At 69.8% G+C, this 17,171-nt stretch carries 15 protein-coding genes and 2 pseudogenes; 11 read left to right on the forward strand and 6 right to left on the reverse strand.

Features of this window, described 5'->3' with window-relative positions:
* Nucleotides 1-97 precede the first annotated feature (97 nt).
* The gene (locus IF37_RS0108140; protein ID WP_030738468.1) at nucleotides 98-730 is read left to right on the forward strand and encodes a TetR/AcrR family transcriptional regulator; all 633 of its coding nucleotides are present in this window, start codon (nucleotides 98-100) and stop codon (nucleotides 728-730) included.
* Between the two features lie 1,132 nt (nucleotides 731-1,862).
* Here IF37_RS0108140 and IF37_RS0108150 read toward each other — a convergent pair.
* The 3 genes from IF37_RS0108150 to IF37_RS0108160 form a co-directional block, all read right to left on the reverse strand.
* On the reverse strand, nucleotides 1,863-2,528 hold the full coding sequence (locus IF37_RS0108150) for a Type 1 glutamine amidotransferase-like domain-containing protein (protein ID WP_367647055.1): 666 nt from the start codon (nucleotides 2,526-2,528) through the stop codon (nucleotides 1,863-1,865).
* A 60-nt stretch (nucleotides 2,529-2,588) separates the two neighbouring features.
* Nucleotides 2,589-3,020 (reverse strand): hypothetical protein, encoded by a 432-nt coding sequence (locus tag IF37_RS0108155; RefSeq protein WP_158727308.1) that lies wholly within the window; start codon nucleotides 3,018-3,020, stop codon nucleotides 2,589-2,591.
* A 384-nt stretch (nucleotides 3,021-3,404) separates the two neighbouring features.
* Nucleotides 3,405-4,232: an aminoglycoside phosphotransferase family protein gene (locus tag IF37_RS0108160; RefSeq protein WP_030738479.1), complete on the reverse strand. Its 828-nt coding sequence runs from the start codon at nucleotides 4,230-4,232 to the stop codon at nucleotides 3,405-3,407.
* Nucleotides 4,233-4,484: 252 nt separating this feature from the next.
* Between IF37_RS0108160 and IF37_RS43440 the strand changes: the two are divergent.
* Nucleotides 4,485-4,565 (forward strand): annotated as a pseudogene (locus tag IF37_RS43440) (IS5/IS1182 family transposase); the annotation flags it as partial.
* Nucleotides 4,566-4,578: 13 nt separating this feature from the next.
* Here IF37_RS43440 and IF37_RS0108170 read toward each other — a convergent pair.
* Nucleotides 4,579-5,070: a GNAT family N-acetyltransferase gene (locus tag IF37_RS0108170; RefSeq protein WP_030738484.1), complete on the reverse strand. Its 492-nt coding sequence runs from the start codon at nucleotides 5,068-5,070 to the stop codon at nucleotides 4,579-4,581.
* A gap of 96 nt (nucleotides 5,071-5,166) precedes the next feature.
* Entirely contained in the window at nucleotides 5,167-5,418 is a 252-nt protein-coding gene (locus IF37_RS0108175) for a hypothetical protein (RefSeq protein ID WP_030738486.1), read from the reverse strand.
* Nucleotides 5,419-5,439: 21 nt separating this feature from the next.
* Between IF37_RS0108175 and IF37_RS0108180 the strand changes: the two genes are divergently transcribed.
* From IF37_RS0108180 to IF37_RS44385, 4 genes are all read left to right on the forward strand, one after another.
* Entirely contained in the window at nucleotides 5,440-5,838 is a 399-nt protein-coding gene (locus tag IF37_RS0108180; protein ID WP_030738488.1) for an ATP-binding protein, read from the forward strand.
* A 222-nt stretch (nucleotides 5,839-6,060) separates the two neighbouring features.
* Nucleotides 6,061-7,923 (forward strand): hypothetical protein, encoded by a 1,863-nt coding sequence (locus IF37_RS0108185; RefSeq protein ID WP_158727309.1) that lies wholly within the window; start codon nucleotides 6,061-6,063, stop codon nucleotides 7,921-7,923.
* A gap of 45 nt (nucleotides 7,924-7,968) precedes the next feature.
* Complete coding sequence (locus tag IF37_RS0108190) at nucleotides 7,969-8,766, forward strand: hypothetical protein (protein WP_030738492.1); 798 nt, start codon at nucleotides 7,969-7,971, stop codon at nucleotides 8,764-8,766.
* A gap of 279 nt (nucleotides 8,767-9,045) precedes the next feature.
* Nucleotides 9,046-9,447: a hypothetical protein gene (locus IF37_RS44385; RefSeq protein ID WP_030738495.1), complete on the forward strand. Its 402-nt coding sequence runs from the start codon at nucleotides 9,046-9,048 to the stop codon at nucleotides 9,445-9,447.
* 97 nt (nucleotides 9,448-9,544) lie between these two features.
* Here the strand turns inward: IF37_RS44385 and IF37_RS45575 are convergent.
* Nucleotides 9,545-10,303, reverse strand: a pseudogene (locus IF37_RS45575) (transposase); the annotation flags it as partial.
* A 736-nt stretch (nucleotides 10,304-11,039) separates the two neighbouring features.
* Here IF37_RS45575 and IF37_RS0108205 point away from each other — a divergent pair.
* The 5 genes from IF37_RS0108205 (at nucleotide 11,040) to IF37_RS0108225 (ending at nucleotide 16,864) form a co-directional block, all read left to right on the forward strand.
* Nucleotides 11,040-11,408 (forward strand): helix-turn-helix domain-containing protein, encoded by a 369-nt coding sequence (locus IF37_RS0108205; protein ID WP_030738501.1) that lies wholly within the window; start codon nucleotides 11,040-11,042, stop codon nucleotides 11,406-11,408.
* Between the two features lie 187 nt (nucleotides 11,409-11,595).
* On the forward strand, nucleotides 11,596-11,895 hold the full coding sequence (locus IF37_RS0108210) for a trypco2 family protein (RefSeq protein ID WP_030738504.1): 300 nt from the start codon (nucleotides 11,596-11,598) through the stop codon (nucleotides 11,893-11,895).
* A gap of 8 nt (nucleotides 11,896-11,903) precedes the next feature.
* Nucleotides 11,904-14,744 carry a serine protease gene (locus IF37_RS0108215; RefSeq protein ID WP_052845035.1) on the forward strand — a complete coding sequence of 947 codons (2,841 nt, stop codon included), beginning with the start codon at nucleotides 11,904-11,906 and terminating at the stop codon, nucleotides 14,742-14,744.
* A gap of 133 nt (nucleotides 14,745-14,877) precedes the next feature.
* Entirely contained in the window at nucleotides 14,878-15,969 is a 1,092-nt protein-coding gene (locus tag IF37_RS0108220; RefSeq protein WP_158727310.1) for a DUF6801 domain-containing protein, read from the forward strand.
* A 70-nt stretch (nucleotides 15,970-16,039) separates the two neighbouring features.
* Nucleotides 16,040-16,864: a PE-PPE domain-containing protein gene (locus IF37_RS0108225; RefSeq protein ID WP_030738512.1), complete on the forward strand. Its 825-nt coding sequence runs from the start codon at nucleotides 16,040-16,042 to the stop codon at nucleotides 16,862-16,864.
* The last annotated feature ends 307 nt before the right edge of the window (nucleotides 16,865-17,171 follow it).

Raw genomic sequence — 17,171 nt, forward strand, 5'->3', positions numbered from 1 at the left:
GCTGCTCCTCACGGACCGGAGGGACAAAACGGCGGGGCTCGCCGTTTTGCATGTCGTTAAGATATGGCGGGGCCCGCCGCTTAGCAATGAGGAGATCATGACCGGTCAGCGCTCGGACGCCCGACGCAACTACCAGCGCATCCTCGGCGTCGCCGAAGCCGAGGTCGCCGCGCACGGCGCCGAGGCATCCCTGGAGCAGATCGCCCGCACCGCAGGCGTCGGCTCGGCGACCGTACGCCGTCACTTCCCCACCCGTCGGGCCCTGCTCGAAGCCGTTTTTCAGGAACGCATCGAGGGCCTGTGCGAGCGTGCCCGCCGGCTGAGTACGGCCGAGGACGGCCGCACCGCGCTCCTGGAGTGGCTCCACGCCTTTGTCCTCTACGCCGTCTCAGCCCGCGGATTCGCTCATATCCTCAGCTACGAGCCCCCCACCGAAAAACCCTCCCCGAACAGCTGTGGCAGCAGAATCGAAGCGGCCGGAACTCCTCTGCTCCAGCGGGCCATCCGTGACAAGGCGGTTGCACCCCACGTCACCTTTCACGACCTGCTGACCCTCGCCGTCGGCATCGCCCTCGCCACCGAGCATCACAAGGCCCCCGATACCCAGGCCGACCGCCTCTTCCGCCTCGCTGTGGAAGGTCTCAGCCCTGAGCAGGGCGCAGCCGGGGTGCCCGGGACCTCCAACCCTTTGGCACCGGTGACAGAAAGTCTGCCGAATGAGCGCGTGTGACAAGTGGGATGCCTGATCGGTGACAACCAAGCTGCCTCGGCCGGCCCTCTCCGCCGGCTCATCCGGCGACGCCGGTGACAACTCCTGAGCCTCGGCTCAATCCGGCGGGCCGCCGTCCAACGCTCTGGGGCGGCGCGCTCCCAAACCCCCACCGACGACGTGGCCGATCCTTCGGCGAACTGGGCGGCATCTCACCCGAAGCCGCCGACCAGGCCCGCCACCACAAGCAGGCCTTCCACGACTACCTCACCGCCCTAGTCACGGCCTCCGGACGACCAGCAGAACTTGCAGACCAGCTCGCACTGTTGGCCGAAGGCGCCATCACCACGGCAGCGATCACCGGCACCTCCCAGCCCGCAACCCAGGCACACAACGCCGCACGCCTGCTCATGCAGCACACGCCCAGGTCGACCGAGGCCCTCTCCGACGTCGGCCGGGGGACTGTAAATCGTTCGGTGTAACTCCCGAGCTGTCCGATCAGCGCGTACCGGCCGCGTGAGGCGGACCTGCTGCCCGCCCCGTACGCCCGCAGCAATCCTCCAAGCGGGCGCGGTGCTGCTCCACGAACGCCTCCAGGCGCTCGATGTACCCTGCCATTCCTCGGTGCGCACCGCGCTCAGCGCGACGTCCAGGAACTCCTCGTCCGGCCAGCGCCGCGTCTCCGGCGGCGGCCAGGGCCCACGGGAAGCGTTCCGTGGCCGCCAGGACGTCCTTCGCGTCCAGCGCCGGAGCCGGGCCCGGGTCGTCCAGCGGCTCCGCCTGCGGGGCGGGGGAGGCGGGCTGCTGGCTATGACGACTTCTTGGGGAGTCGTTTGTCGAGGAGTTCGGGAGGCGTGTGACCCGGGGCGCAGCGATCAACATCGACAAATTTTGATGTCGACAGCGTGTGCGATCACAGGTTGCGGGGTCTGCTTCATAATCCAGCTGTCGACATATCCGATGAGGGACAGCCGCTCGATCCCGTCTGGCTTGAGATCGACAAGGAGTCGGTGCCGGTCTCGAAGGAGTACCGGCCGAGCACGTTGATGTGGTGGCGCACGAAGGGGGACACCAGCACCCGCTGGCCGAGTGCGGTCCGACTGAGGTCGGTGACGAACCGGCCCACCCGCACGGCCACGTCGACGAAGCACTACTAGAGGAACTTCCAGTGGCCCTCGGACACCACTTCGACGGTGCCGTCGGTCACCTTGATGGCGGTCTGCTCGTCAATCGCGTACGCCGGCCCCGCGATCTGGGCAGCCCATCGGTCTGCCTCAGCCATGGTGTTGTCCGGACAGGCCGGATGATCCAGGTGCGGGAAGATCGAAAAATCGACCACGCCCAGCGCATGGTCGCCGCCGGCAGGCGGCTTCCAGCCGACGAACTCCTTCCCGATGCGGGGGGTCATCACCAGGCTCCCGGCGCTGAGTCCCACGTAGACCGTGTCGGGCAGCGACGGTAGGAGTTCAGCGAGCCCGGACTCCCGCATCCAGTGGCACAGGTACAGCGCATCACCGCCGTTGACCAGCAGGACGTCGGCCTCCCGGACCCAGGAGACCCAGAGTGCTTCCTCGATGCTGGGCAGCGCCGTGAGCTCCAGCATGCCTACCGACTTCCACCCCAGCTCGGTCATGGGGCTGGGCGACCGTCCGGTGATGAATCGCCATGGTCCAGCCGGATCGGCGCCGGGTCCTCCGTACCCTGCGGTAGGGATGCAGAGAGCGCTGGACTCGGCGATCGGCTTGTCCAGGAGGTCGACCAGAGCATCATGGATGCTCGCGTTCCTGATGCCGGAGTCGGTGAGAAGAAGCTTCATCATGTCCTTCCTGAAAAACGCCGAACCATCGAAGGCGATCCGGGCCGGCTCCGCCCGCGCAGGCTAGCGGCCCGCACGGGCGGGGGTGTTGTGATGTCGCTGACGGATTCCTCGTTTTCGCAGCTGGGCTGAAGGGGGTGTGTGGGTGGGTGCCGTGCGGCCGGACTGCCGTCGGCCTGCGCGGCCTGCGGGTGAGGCGTGGCTGATGATGACCAGCAGCGCGGTGCACTCGGCGAGGACGTGGACGGCGAGCCCCGCCTGCCGGATCCGTACGGTCGGCGGGGCCACGGCGAGGAGCAGCGCCACGACACCGATTCCGGTTCCCCGTCCGAACAGCCATCCCGGCAGTCCGGAGGCGCACTGCTCCCCGTACGTCAGACACCGCGATGCCCGCTCCGACGCCAGCACCAGGACGCCGGCGTCTGCGGCCGCCGGCGGGAAGAGGAAGGCGGCCACGGCTGCCAGGGGCCGACTGAGATCCTTCGCTGGTGCCATGGGGGCCGGGGGAGCGGGGTCGGGTGCGTTCATGCCCCAAGCCAACCCGGGCGGCCGGTTCCGGGGCAGTGTCCGCCTACTCAGATCCCCAAGACCTCGTACTCAGGCGCTCACGGAGGAAGCATCTTGGCCGTCGGACAGCACCGTACTGCAGGCCGGCTTCGCCCCGTCGGCCTCGTACTGTCCGGTGTTCGAGAACTCCTGGTTCCTTCCAGATGCGGAAGGAACCAGGAGACGGCCAAGCCCTGCTCCGGACGGCTCAGCGCCGCGGGTTTTCGTTCCGTCCGGGTCTCTCTGGGCGGGGCGGTGTCCGGACGGCCGTCCAGCACCTCATCGCCTGTCCCGGCTTCGCCGGACGGACCCCCGCTCTGAGAAGGCCGCCCGCTACGCCAGCACCGCGCGGAAGGCGCGCTCGCCGATACCTAGCATCAGCGGGTTGTCCGCCGAGTGTGAGAGGAAGACCAAGGACAGGGCAAGCGCCCACCCGCGGGCCCGCTCCCAAGTCGCGTCGTCCGCCCGGCCGTACGCCTGTCGAAGAGCGGCGCGCTGTTCCACGGTGAACAACATCCACGCCACGGACAGGTCGGTGGCAGGATCGCCGGAGATGATGTCACCGAAGTCGATCACGGCACTGATCCGGCCGCGGTCGACCAGGATGTTGGCCGGGTGCAGGTCCCCGTGCAACCACACCGGCGGCCCATCCCAGACGGGCGCCGCGGCGGCCGTCTCCCAGATCCGCAGTGCGGTTGCGCGATCGTCCGGGTCGACATGTGACAGCCCGGTCAGGACGCCCTCGGCCCGTCCGGCCAGCGGAATCCCGCGGGCCGGACTGACCGGCGCCTCCGAAGAGGCCGGGGCGTGCAGCGCATCGAGAAAAACGCCGAGCGCCGTCGCGGCCGACCAGGGGTCGTCGGGCTCCGACCGCGCCGCGATCCGGCCCGCGAAGAACGGCACGACGCTCCAAGGCCACGGGTACTCAGCCGTCGGCCGCCCGACACGCACCGGCGCCGGCACAGGCAACGGCAGGCGGTCGGCCAACTCCGGCAACCACCGCTGCTCGTGCGCGAGGAGATCGGCGGCCATGGCACGCCGAGGCAACCGGACGAGGAACTCCTCGCCGAGCCGGCACACAAGGTTGTCCCAGCCGTTCGCCAGCACCTCGACCGGCAGGTCCGCCAGGTCGGGGTGCTGTTCGCCGAGCAGACGGCGCACCAGACCGACTGAGAGTGGAACCTCCGCGGCAGGCATTCGGTGAACCGTCACAGCGAGAACTCTACGGTGGTGGCCCGACGCTCTCGGAGGCCGAAGAGGGAAATCAGCGCCACGAACGCTTACGGAACCCGTACGCATCCGCAGATCCCCCAGGTCTGGGCCGACTCTGCCTACGCCAGCCAGCTTGTCACCTGGGCCGAGGACTTCCTCGACATCACCCTCAAAACCGTCTCCCGTCTCAAGGGTGCCAAAGGGTTCGTCGTCCTACCGCGCCGCTGGCGCGTCGAACGCACCCGGGGGTGGATCGTGAACGCCCGCCGCAACGTGAGGGACACCACCGGCTGATCTATCGCTGCACGCTCTTGGATAGGTACATTGACGACACTCCGTAGCCGTTGCGTTGATACATGGCAATGGCTCCCTCGTTGTCCCCGACGACGTTCATATTGAACGACGTCTTGCCCTCGTGGGCAACGAGTTCCTCGGCAGCGGCGAGGATGGCGGATCCGTATCCGCGGCGCCGGAACGGCGCGAAGACGTTGATGTCGTACAGCCAGGCTGAGCTAGCGGTGCCCGAAGAAGCTTGGCGCGGATCCGGGTCAATCCATGCGTTCCCCACAACCTCGCCTGAACCGTTCTCCGCCACCACGAGATGATGACCAGCCGTGTCGAGCCCGTCCGGAAGGAACTGAGCCGTGCCCTGATGAGCCCGCTCTCGCGCCAGCTCTTGGGGCATGAACTTGCCGAGTTCACGAGCCGTCTCGGCTTCACGATGCTCAGTTGCCACCTCATACTCCGACGGCGTCATTTTCCGTAAGGTCACCTTCTGCACGTCCATGCCACCATCTTCAACTGGTCACCGGTAACAGCGATACCAGTTTCCAAGCCCGATAGCCGCAACCTGGCCGGTTACGCCGCGCAGCCGACCATGCGGTCATCCGAGCCCAGGATCAAAGGGCTGCCGGAGGCGGGCGACCAGCAGGGCGTGGAGGCGGCGCGGCCGCGCCGCCCCGGCCTCCACCCGCGACATGATGTCGTCGGCCTGCTCGTGTCCGATGCCGGCGGCGGCCAGGGCCTGGAAAACGGTGAACCGCGCCGCCGCGGCCTTGTGCTGGTGGTGGGTGACGCGGGCCAGCTCCTGACCGTACGCGTCGTGCTGTCCGGTGTGCCGCGCCCGACAGCACACCGGCGGGGGTAGACGTAACGGCTGAGGGCCGGGTGCGTTGCGGGTAGCGGAGGCGGCGCGGACATCGCCCGGGCCCGCCGTCTGGCCGCCGCCTTCCTCGCCCGCGTGCAGGCCGAGTACGGGCTGCCGGTCTCGCAGCGCGCCCTTGAGGTCACGCAGCTGGTGGTGAGCGAGCTGGTGACCAACGCCCGCAGGCACGATCCGGGACCGGCGCTGTTGGATCTACGCATCGCCGGTGACACGGTCGAGGTGGTGGTGTGGGACTCCGACCCGGCGCTGCCGGTGGCCCGGGCCGCGGACGTGGGCCGGGTGGGGCAACACGGTCTGGAGATCGTCATGGCGCTCGCGCAGGGCTTCGAGGTGCAGCGTGAACCGGCTGGCAAACGCATCACCGCCCGCATCGCCCTCCTACCTGAGTGATCCATCAGCCGCGCATCCTACGCACCAACCCGCCCTCCCCGGGTAAGGCCACGACAAGACCACCCGCGGCACACGCACACGCACACTCGGGTATCGGCCGGCCTTGCGGCTTCGGCTGTTCGGGCGGCAGGATCCAGGGGCCGATCGCGGCTGGAACGGTCGATGGGTGCCCGTTCCGGAGTGCCCTGTGGCGGGTGCTGGCACGGCGGTAAGGGGGGCGGATTGCGGGCGTTGAAGGCAGCCTCACGTGCAGTCGGGGCGCTGTTTCTCACCTCACTTGTCGTTCTGGTCGGCTTCTGGGCACGCGCGGAGTGGGTTACGGGAGCGGGGCCGGTTTCGGGTCAACTGCTCCAGCAGGATGAGAAGAACGTCGTCGGGGACGACCCCTGGTCCGCGAGTGAGGGTCAACTCGCCGCATACAGGCCTTCCAAGCCCTACAACGGCGGCACAGTGATCGAGGTCCGCCCTGCCGGGGGCGGGGACTGGTACATCGCCACCAGCTACCGTCTGGTCCTGCAAGCCACTGACACCCTGACCGGGAACCTGCGGAGAGACGTCTCGGCGATCCGATACGTGATACCGAACCTGCCAGGCGGCTATGCGACGGCGCACATCAACGAGCAGCTGCTGGTGCCGCGCTGGTGCACCATCACGCAGAACAGCCCTGGCTCGGACGTCGTCGTTGCTGCCTCGCGTCGACTGCGCGTGGCCCGCAGTTCGCTGAAATCTTTCAACTACCGGCTTGCGGAGGATCCTTCGGGCCTGTATCGCCGCCCCAGCCGGGTCCGGTGGACTTTCGATGTCCAGGTCCCTGACCGCTGGGAGCTGAACGTCACGGGGCAGCCGACCCAGCAGACGAAACGTACGGTGACGGCCGACCTCACCGACACCAAGACCGTGACTCGGCTCGAGCTGATGCCGCCCGGCACGCCGCCGGTGCCGACGGACCAGCCGACTGCTCTGCGACTGGCTGCCGCATCCACCACCGTGCTCGTAGTCGCGGTCACTGGCACGCTCCTGCTCCATGCCGCCGTGCTGACCGCGTTCCCGGCCGTCACGCGGCGTCGCTGGGCTGCCGCTTCGGCGGCCGGTGTGGCGGTCACGGCTATGGGTACCGTCGCGCTGCTCACGGCCGCGTTCGCTCGCGCCCGATGGGCGGGCTACGGCTGGGACTGGGCCTCATGGACGTACGATGTCGGCGAACCCGTGCAGTTGCCGCCGTACATCCTCGCGCAGCAGACCCTGGTGACGTTCTGCTGGCTGGTGCTGCCTCTCCTCGTGCTTGCAGTGGTGATCCGCAAGGTGACCGGTCGCCCTCCAGGTGCCAGGGCACTCGCCTCCGCGGCACTTGCCGGGCCCGCCCTCCTCGTCGTGGAAACCGCGGTCTCCGGGTTCGCGACCTGGGCGCTCCTGGTCTGTGGGACCGCCACTGCCTCTGCCGCCGGCGTCTGGGCCGTGCTGCGATCGGGCAGGCTCGGGCTCATGGGGCGGCGCTGGGCAGCTGCCGGTGGCGCGGTGACACTCGCCTACGTGTCCGGGCTGAGCGCCCTGAGCCTCCTTCCCAGTCCGGGCGTGTCGCTCCTGCCGGACGTCGACGTCACATGGGGAGTGGCCGCCTGGCCGATAGCGCTGGCCGTAGTCCTACCGTGGGCCGTTGTCCCCATGCGCACCGTCCGTGGCATGCCGGGCTTCTCCCCGAGCGGCAGGACGGCATCCGTCCTCACCGCGCTGCTGGTCGCAGGCCTGGTAATGCCGTGGAACGTCATGGCCTACGAGAGGCTTCCCCACGGTGTGACGATCCTGGCCTGGCTCACGAGCTTGGTGCCTGGGCGCGGCTCCGTCAGCAACGTGCTCGTGGTGCTCACTCCGTGGCAGATCCCGTGGTTCGCAGCAGCCCTGTGTCTCCTGTCCTGGCTCTGGTCGCACGGCCGAGCCCCCGGGAAGTGGCCGGACAACCCCCGGACGGCCTGCATGGCGCTGATCTGGCTGGCCGCCACCGCTCCCGTCGTCGGCGACCCAGGCGTCCATCTCGCCACTTGGCTGAGCCCAGTCGTAGCGGCAGGAGCATACGCCGGCGCCGCCTAGCTCATCCCCGCAGGCCGAAAGCAGCAGGCACAGCGGCTCCACGGAGTGTCCAGAGCGGCCCATGTCCGCCTCGTCCACTCATTGCTGCGCGCGCAGCTGATCACCTCCAGCCGTCACCGCTTCTTCCTCGACTCGCACGGCGCTCTGGCGGACGGCTCTCTCACCCCCGGTGAGTGGGACACCCGCTGGAACTCGCTGAGCGCGGTGTCACCGCTCCACTCGCAGGACCCCGCCGGCCAGCTCTTGCGACTGAGGCACACGGCACTCGGCAGCTCGGGAGGCTACCCCCCGTGGCGCAATGGTCTGGCCGCGGGCGTGGCGGCGCTCCTGCTCTCCCTGCCCTGGGCCGTCTCGCAGTTCTGGAGGAACCCGCTCTACGATTCCCTGCCCCAACTGTTCACCGCCGCCGGAGGCCTGCTCGGATTGTGGTGGTTCTCCGCCTTCTCCTATGGATACCTGTATCCCTGGCTCCGCGGCACCGGCCCTCTCGGCAAGGCCGCGTGCGCCTTCGTCATGGCCTGGCCGCTTCAACTGGGACTGCTCATAGCAGATCTGGGCGGCAGCTTCGGTCAAGTCAGCGCCCTGCTGATACTCCTGACGGCCCAGAACGCGCTGGTCACCCTCGGGCTGGGCCTGTACTGGGAAGCCCGCATGGTTCGTGCAGCGGGACTGCCGTGGGGACAGATCCGCAACTTCCGGCGGCTCTCCTCACTGGCTGTACCGACTAGCGCGGTCCTCGTCGCCGCCGTCACAGCGATCGCGACCGTCCTCGCCGGCTCCTGGGCGACGTCGTTCACACACCCATCCGACAAACCGCAGTCCGTAGTCGGCGGATCACCATAAAGGACCTGACCTGCCCTTGTTGGGCTCGCTATAGGAGATGGTGCAACGGGTCAGGCGAGAAAACGGCACCGCTGTCCTGTTTGGTCTCCACTGCAAAGTGCGTCACCACCGGGCAGCGCCCCCGGAATGCCTCCAGAAACCCCTGTATGCGCCCATGCACTTGTTTATCCGAAGGATAATCGAAAAGTCGGAAATGTTCCTCGACAGGCGCCCTGGCGAGAGAGAAAAATACGGGCCCGTCGGGCCGTCGTCAGCAGATCAGGAAGAAAGGAATTCCGTATGAAGAAGATTGGTGTCATCACTCGTGGTGGTGTGATGGCAGTGGCTGCTGTGGGGGCTGTTGCCTTCATCGCGTCGCCTGCCGACGCATACTCGCAATCCTGGGGAAGCGGTTCCTACCACGCGAGCAAGGACTTCGTCGCGTCCTCCACTAGCTTGAGGATCGGAGGTTCGGCTTGTTCGGGAGGGGGCGCCCGCTCGTTCTACGTCTCCCTGGTGAAGACCAACGGATCGAAGAAAGTGTTCTCCAGCTACAGCTACGGGGCGGACGGCCGGAGCCACACCGACCCCCGCAGCATCAAGGTGAGTAAAGGCACCGCCTATTACCTGCGTTGGTACGGGAAGGACAACAAGGGCCATGCCGCCTCAGCCCCGTGTTCGAGGGCTTACACCGCGAAGTAGCCACCGGCCGACGGCCTGATCCTGTCTGTACAGCGCTTCTCGGCCGCAGACGGCCCCCTGGACGAGGCTCAATTGGGAACGGCTTGCGCCTCAGCCCGCTCCGTTCCACGGCGCCCTTGGCGGTGGGGGAGCGGGGCGGGGCGGGCTGCACACTCACCCCGAGGGACTCACACGCGGCCAGGAAAGCGGCGGAGAGGAACACTCGCCCGCGGCTGATGACGATTGTCTCGGGCACCACCACCGGCCGCGCCGCTGCCTGTTCAAGCCGCGCGTCCAGGGCGAGGAGCCGGTCGTAGGGGACGGCGGCGTGTGCCAGGCGCAGATGCTCGCCCCAGCCGGGCCGCACCGGGTGGGGCATGGCCATCTCCGCCAGCAGCAGGGCCGCGTCCACCGCCTGGGTGCTCTGCTCGCGCAGCACGGCCGCCACCACCGACCGTGTTGCCACGTCCGGGCGATCGTGAGCTCCGGGCGCACCGGCTTTCCGTCCTCGCCGATGGCCATGATGTCCAGCCGGGTGGTGTCGACCTGTATCAGCTCGCCCGGCCGCAGCGCCGCCACCCGCGTGAACGGCCGCACCGGCACGGCGGTGGCGGTGCGGGCGGGACGCCCCGGGTTCCAGCGGGTCGGCCAGGACCCGCACCAGCCGGTTGAACGTTGACGGCGCCGGCAGCGCCACCGCGCCCGGCCCGTGGACGTCGGCCAGGATCTGCCCGGTCACTTCCCGCAGCCCCTTCAGGGTGCCCGTGGAGCGGCCGCGCTGGCGGCGCAGCGCCTCCAGTACCGCGGCCACCACCCGCTCATTCGCACGCCCGGTCGCGCTCGACGGCTTGCGCTGCCGGATCAGGCCCATGACGCCGCCCGTGTGGCAGCGGGCGCCCCCTCCTCATGCCACCCGCGCACCCACACCACCGCCCCTTCACGCCACCCATCCGAGTGAACACACTCAGTAACGACTTGGGGGGCGATTGAGGTCGGGGCGTGCCGGCCTGGCGGTTCGACCGGGCCAGCGGTGATCCCGGTGCAGGAGCGAGTCAGTCACGGGGGCCGCCGTGCTGCTGCCTGATGCGCTGCTGCCGGGCGAGAGGCACCCACGAGTAGCAGACTTTGACGCCGTGCTCCTGGAGCCAGCCGGTCTCGCGGTGGCGCAGGTCGGGCGTGGAGTCGGGTGCGATGGCGGCGGGGCCACCGTGTGATGACGGTGGCGGCGGCGCCGGCCTCGACGAGGGCGCGCACGCGCTGCCAGCCCGCCCGGGCGGTGCAGCGGGTCCGGGTCGTCCTCGGGCTCGTCGCGGATCACCTCGATGACGCACAGACCGCGCGCCGCGGCGAGGGCGCGGCCCTCCATCTCGGCGCGTTCGGCTGCCAGTCCGGGGGCGTAGACGTCGCGCTCGGCGCAGACGTACAGCAGGGCGGCGCAGACGTACAGCGGGGCGGTGCAGGGGTCGGGCCGGGTGGTGACCGTGTCGGCCGCCCCCTCGCAGGTGATGTGCTCAGAAGTGGCCATAGGGGCACGCTAGGGCGAGTACAACAGGGGGCGGACGAACAGTCTGTTCGTCTCCTCCAGCCTCCTGAATCCTACCTGGAGAGCGCGCATGGACGCTCGTCTCATCGGTCGGCGGATCGGCTACTGGCGCGACCGCAGGAGACTGACTCAGGCGGACTTCGGCGCGCTGATGGGCGGGCGGACCGCGCGGTGGGTGCAGATGCTGGAGTCCGGCGCCCGGCAGGCCGATCCCCGGCTGTCCGTGCCGGAGGACTCGGCACGCGTGCTGCGCATCCCACTGGAGTGGCTGCTGCGGGACGGCCCGGAGGCGTCGAGCGTGGACGCGGTCGAGCCGGAGGCGATCCGGGCGGTACTCCAGCGGCACGACGTGATTCCGCCGCGTCCTCCTCGACGCCGCGCACGCGCATGCCCTGGACCGCGGCAGCGACCGGCTTCTGCTGCGAGTCCTCATCGGTGACGCCCCGGCGCGTTGTCTCCACGAACGCGTCGGGTACGTCACGGACGGGGCCGTCCGGACCGAAGACTACGACGGGGTGCCCGTAACGGGATTCCGGTACTGCCGTGACTCCGATTGATTTCCGGGCCGGATGCGTATCAGGATCTATCTTCCTGGGCGAACGAGGAGCACGACGGAGGGATGCGGTGTGATCGAACTGGCATGTGTCATCAAGGATCTGCGGGAGGAGCTGAACCGGGCGATCGCCGCGGCGGACGGGGAGGCGTTACGGTTCGAGTTGGGTCCGATCGAACTGGAGCTGTCGGTCGCCCTGGAGCAGAGCGCCCACGCGCAGGGGAGGGTCCGCTTCTGGGTGGTGGACGCCGGGGCGGACGCCGGCGTGGGCAAGACCTCGACGCAGCGCATCTCGCTGACGCTTCAACCGACTCTGGCCGGTTCGAGCAGACCGGTCGCCATCTCGGGAGCCGCTGAGCCGAACGAGCGGTGAGTTCTCCCATGGGTGGCGAGCCGGAGCCTGACGGGCTCGATCTGCGGCGCGTGGTCCAGGTCGTGGTCACGGACGGCACCGGCAGGCTCCGACTGGCGTCCGGTTACCGGGTGACCCGGGACCTGGTGCTCACGGCCGCCCACGCGATGGGTGATGCAACGTCAATTCTCGCGCGGTTCTTCACCGGTGACGGTGAGGTCTGGGAGGAGCCGGGCGAATCCGTCTGGGTGAACGCCGACGTGGACATCGCGCTGCTCAGGATCACGGTGGACGCGCGCCGCGGCGGACCGCTCGCCGCCTGCGTGCCCCCGGTGCGGTTCGGCTGTGTCGCGCCGATGGCGGAGGCGGACTGCGGAGCCCTCGGATTTCCCTGGTTCAAGCTGCGCGACAGCCGTTCCCCGGCTGCCGGCTCCTCGTCTGGCAGTCATGCCGCCACGACGTACCGGGACTCCCACTACGCACGCGGCCGGGCCACGGCGACCCTCCGTGAGGGCACCCTGGAGTTCAGCGTCCAGACCCCTCCGGGACCGCACGCCGACTCCGGCCGCTCGCCCTGGGAGGGCATGTCCGGGGCCCCGGTCTGGAGCGGCGGGCGCGTCATCGGAGTCGTGACCGCGCACTACGGCCGTGAGGGACCTGGCATGCTCACGGCCAGCCAGGTGGAGCGCTGGTACCGACTGCTGACCGGGCCGCAGATCGATGAATTGGCGCAGTTGATGGGCCTGCCGCGCAGGGCCGGCGAGCTCGACGAGGTTCCCGGGCCGACGCCGGCATCCGACGGCCCGGCGACGGGGGAGTTGGGCAAGGCGGCCAGGGAACTCGCCGACTTGGTGCGCACCCAGTGGGAGGACGAAGAGGAGCGGCGGCAGGTACACGACCCCTCGCCCCTCCAGGTGCGGTTCCGGCAGGCGGCGGACGTCCGCTTCGACTACTGGGCCCACATCCGCCGTGTCCCCCTCTCCACGGACCCCGGGCCGCTGCCGCTGGCGGACGAGCTGGACCAGATCGTGAAGGTCTACCGGTCCATTCCCTCCGGCCGACTGGTGGTGCTGGGCGTCGCCGGGGCGGGTAAGACGATCCTGACCACGCGCTTCGTCCTCGGCCTGCTGAAGGAACCCGCCCGGGGGGACCGGGTGCCGGTGATCTTCGAACTGGGCTCCTGGGACCCGACCGCCATCCATCTGCGCGACTGGATGGCCGAACGGCTGGTGCGCGACTACGGCTTCGGCGGCGCGGCCCCGGACGGCGGGACGCTGGCCGACGCCCTGATCAAGGCGGGCCGGATCCTGCCCGTCCTCGACGGATTCGACGAGATCGCCCTCGATCTGCAGCCGAGGGCCCTCGAAGAGCTCAACCTCCTCGGCCGGATGCCGTTGCTGCTCACCAGCCGCACCGAGGAATACACCAGTGCCGTGGAGCGGACCGACGTGCTCACCGCCGCCGCCGTCGCCGAACTGGAGCTGCTCACCCTGAGCGACCTCGACGACTATCTGCCCGGCACCAGCCCGCCGGGCCCGGACGGCCGTTCCGGCTGGGCCCCCGTGCTGGACGAGCTGCGCCAACAGCGCCGCACCCGGGGCGCGGAGAACCTCGCGCAAGCGCTCCGCACCCCCCTGATGGTCACCATGGCACGCACGGTCTACGGTCACTCGGGCGAGCCCCACCCACGGGAGCTGCTGAACACCAGGAATTTCCCCGGGCCCGAGGACATCCAGAAGCATCTGCTGGCCGCGTTCCTTCCCGCCGCCTACCGCCCCCATGCCCGCACCACGGCCGGACCGCACCGCACCCGGCCGTGGAACCCCGACCCGGTCCGTGCCGAGCACTGGCTTTGCTACCTCGCCGCACACCTGACCGCACGCCGCACCCGCAACCTCGAATGGTGGCAACTCGGCACCACCATGAGCCGTTTCGCGCGCGTATGCGTGATCGGTTTCCTGGCCGCGCTGGCCTTCGGAGTGACCACCGGGGTCGGGAACATCCCCGTGGACCTGGTGGTGACCGACAACGGGCTCGGGTTCGCCGTCGAACGCGGGCTCGTCGTCGCGGTGCTGCACGGAGCCGTGGCCGGGCTGGGGTTCGGGGCCGTCTACGTGTCCGCGTACCGGGGGGACGTGACGCCGGCCCGCGTGCGGATACAGATCTTCGGCCGGAGAGGGGTGGCACACAACAGGTTCCTGCCCAGGTTCATGGCCGGACTGGTGCTCGGGGCCCTGGCGGCGGGCACGCTGGTCCTGGTGGACCGCGGCATCGTCACCCGGCTCGGGCTCTCGGACGGGCTCGAAGACGCCTCTGGCCCGGCCACGTTCCTGTTCGTGCTCGGGTTCGGCCTCGCGACCGGGCTGGTCCTGGGGCTGATGGCGTGGCTGGAAGTCGCCGACGCCATCGACTCCGCCGTCAGCCCCGCCGCCCTGCTCGACAGCAACCGCAGGAACGTGCTCGTCCATCTCCTGATGTGGGCGATCGTCTTCGGGACGGGCGCGACGGCCGTCAACGTGTTCATCATGGGGCCTCTGCTCGGAGTGGGGGCCGGCCTCGTGTTCGGGCTCGAGGCGGCCTTCGCGGGCGGGCTCGGGTACGGGCTCAGCCTGACGGCCTGGGGGCAGTGGGTGGCCCTGGCACGGATATGGCTGCCGCTCACCGGGCGGCTGCCCTGGCGACTGATCACGTTCCTGGACGACGCCTGCGAGCGGGGCGTGCTGCGGCAGTCCGGCGCGGTGTACCAGTTCCGGCACGCCCAGCTCCAGGAGCACTTGGCCACCAGGCCCACGACCCCCACCACCCCCGCTGCCCTCGTGGCCCCCACCACGCCCGCCACCCCAACAACACCCACGCCCCCCACCTCCTGACCCGGGCCCCCGGCGCACTCCGGTGGACACCCGCAACGGGGTCGTGACACGGCCGTGATGTCATCGGTCCACCTTGACCTATAGGCATCCAACTGTCATACAAGGGATCCAACTTCCTTATGAGGGACACGAGATGACATTTCTGGAGAGGAAAGGGAGGCCGGACGAGGAGAGCGGAACGACGCGTGGCCACCGGAGCGGCCGGGCCGTCCGCAGGACCGCGTGGCTGACGGCGCCCCTGATGCTCGCCTGTGCGGCCGCGGGCTCGGCCATCGGCGGCCTCCAGGCCGGAGCGGCGGCCGCGGATCCGGCGTCGCTCACCCAGCAGTACACCTGTGCCCTGCCCTATGTCGGTGACCGGGGCGTCACGTTCCGGCTCAACTCGGCCGTGCCGGGCAACGTCCTGGCCGGCAAACGCAGCCCCGCGTTCCCGATCGTCGCGGATGCCCCGGTGAGCCCGAGCGACACCACCTGGCTGCGCCGGTTCGGCTTCAGCAGCATCGAGGGCACGGTGGTGGCGAAGGTCGCCGTGCTCGCGCTGGGGGTGGACATCAACCGGGATGTGACGTTCGCCGTCCCCAGGACCACCGTGCCGGCGTCCGGTTCGCTCGACGCCAAGGGGACGGGCACCGCGCCTCAGCTCGTCTTCAAGAAGCCCGGCATCGCGAAGATCACCACCACCCAGCTGATCCTTCACATCGTCCCGAGGGACGCGAACGGCAACGTGGTCAGCCCCCCGGGCAGCTTCAGCGCGCCGTGCACGCTGAACCACGGGGAGAACGACGTGGTAGCGACCGTCCGGATCGCCGCCCCGGGGCGGCCGACCGGCCCGGGGAAGCCCGGGGGTACGGGCGGCTCCGGCCCGGGGAAGCCCGGGGGCACGGGCTCCGGCACGGGCTCCGGCTCCGGCTCCACCGCGCCGTCCGGCGCCGCGGGGCCGATCCCGAAAACGGGCGACTCGTCCGGAGCGACCGCTACCGGCGCTACGGGCGGCGCCATTCCTTCGGCCTCCCGCCCCGGCGGGCAGAGCGCGACGCCGGCGCCCTCGGGCAGTGGCGCCACATCGCTGAGCCCGGCCGCGAACACCTCCGCCGGGCGCAGCCATGCCACCGCCACGTCCGGCCCCTGGAGCGCCAGGAACCTGCTCCTGCTCTCCGCGGGCCTTCTCCTCGTGGCCGCCGGCGCCGGGACGGTCTTCCTCCGCTTGCGTGGAGGTCGTCGCTGACTCTTGAGCATGTGCGTGGGGCTGCGGTATTCGTAGTCCCACAACGTGCCGGGGGGAACGGGGACTTGGGATGGGCAGGATACGCAGCGCCAACTGGCTTTCGCAGCGGTTCGGTTGGCGGTCGGGCGCGGTCCGCGCGGCTGTCTGCGCGGGCACGGCGCTGTCGCTGGCGACCGGCTTCGGCGCCGGCCCGGCACATGCCACCGTGGACCACCAGGCACCCGCGGAGCACCATTACTACCTCGAACTGGGCGGCACCGGAGCCGCGTTGCCCGCGCCCCGGTGCACCTACAGCTACCAGTACGCCAACCAGACCCTGACCGCCGACCGGAACAACATCGTCGTCGGCGTGTGCTACCCGGCCAGTGCCGGCCCCTGGGAGGCCGGCAACGGCAAGACGCCCGGCTTCGGTTCGCCGAGTTATGACGACAGCGAGCGACAGGGCTACCGCAATCTGCTGAGCACGGCCGAGCGGATCCACCGCGCCGACCCGCACGCCCGCTACACCATCGTCGGCTACTCGCAGGGCGCACAGGCCGCCGACGAGGTGCTCCAGGCGATCGCCGGGCGACGGACGGGCATCCCGGCCGCGCGGGTCGACGGCATGCTCTACGCCGACCCGCGGCAGCCCCGGACGGGCCTCGAAGCCGTCGTGCCCCGAGGGCTGAGCGTCTTCGGCTTCATCTCGCGCGGCCCCGGACCGGCGGACTTCGCGGGCATCCCGGTCGCGCGCTTCTGCATCCGGACCGACGGCGTCTGCGACGCGACCACGCCGCTGGCGCTCCCCGGCTTCCTCCAGCAGCACCCCCGCTACCAGCGGCCCGGCGGCATCATGAGCCTGACCCTCGCGCACGCCGGCGAGAACGGCACCTTCTGGTACCCGGCCGACTCCTGACGCGGGCCACTGGCGGAACCTCCGGTGGCTGAGGCCCCAGGGTTGCCAGATGCCGGGTCACGATGCGCTGATGCGGGCCGGCTCCTGGGCGTACGCGTCGTGCTGCTGTCCGGTGTTCACGCCGCCTCCGTCTCCGCGGTCTCCGCCGCTTCGGTCTCCGTCTGCGTGGTCTTTGCCCACTACAGTCCGAGGGCGGCCAGCCGCTGGAGCTGCTCACCGGCTGAGGGGGATGCGTGGTCCCATGCGAACTCGAGGTCGTCCGGGAGGATGTCGTCCAGCTCGTCCTGCCACCGGCCGCGCAGGAGGA

This window comes from Streptomyces sp. NRRL S-31 (genome assembly GCF_000718775.1).
Classification (GTDB): domain Bacteria; phylum Actinomycetota; class Actinomycetes; order Streptomycetales; family Streptomycetaceae; genus Streptomyces.

Coding starts and splice junctions, on each gene's coding strand:
- IF37_RS0108140 (WP_030738468.1), top strand. CDS start 98: ATGACCGGTCAGCGCTCGGACGCCCGACGCAACTACCAGCGCATCCTC.
- IF37_RS0108150 (WP_367647055.1), bottom strand. CDS start 2,528: ATGATGAAGCTTCTTCTCACCGACTCCGGCATCAGGAACGCGAGCATC.
- IF37_RS0108155 (WP_158727308.1), bottom strand. CDS start 3,020: ATGGCACCAGCGAAGGATCTCAGTCGGCCCCTGGCAGCCGTGGCCGCC.
- IF37_RS0108170 (WP_030738484.1), bottom strand. CDS start 5,070: ATGGACGTGCAGAAGGTGACCTTACGGAAAATGACGCCGTCGGAGTAT.
- IF37_RS44385 (WP_030738495.1), top strand. CDS start 9,046: ATGAAGAAGATTGGTGTCATCACTCGTGGTGGTGTGATGGCAGTGGCT.
- IF37_RS0108205 (WP_030738501.1), top strand. CDS start 11,040: ATGGACGCTCGTCTCATCGGTCGGCGGATCGGCTACTGGCGCGACCGC.
- IF37_RS0108215 (WP_052845035.1), top strand. CDS start 11,904: ATGGGTGGCGAGCCGGAGCCTGACGGGCTCGATCTGCGGCGCGTGGTC.
- IF37_RS0108220 (WP_158727310.1), top strand. CDS start 14,878: ATGACATTTCTGGAGAGGAAAGGGAGGCCGGACGAGGAGAGCGGAACG.
- IF37_RS0108225 (WP_030738512.1), top strand. CDS start 16,040: ATGGGCAGGATACGCAGCGCCAACTGGCTTTCGCAGCGGTTCGGTTGG.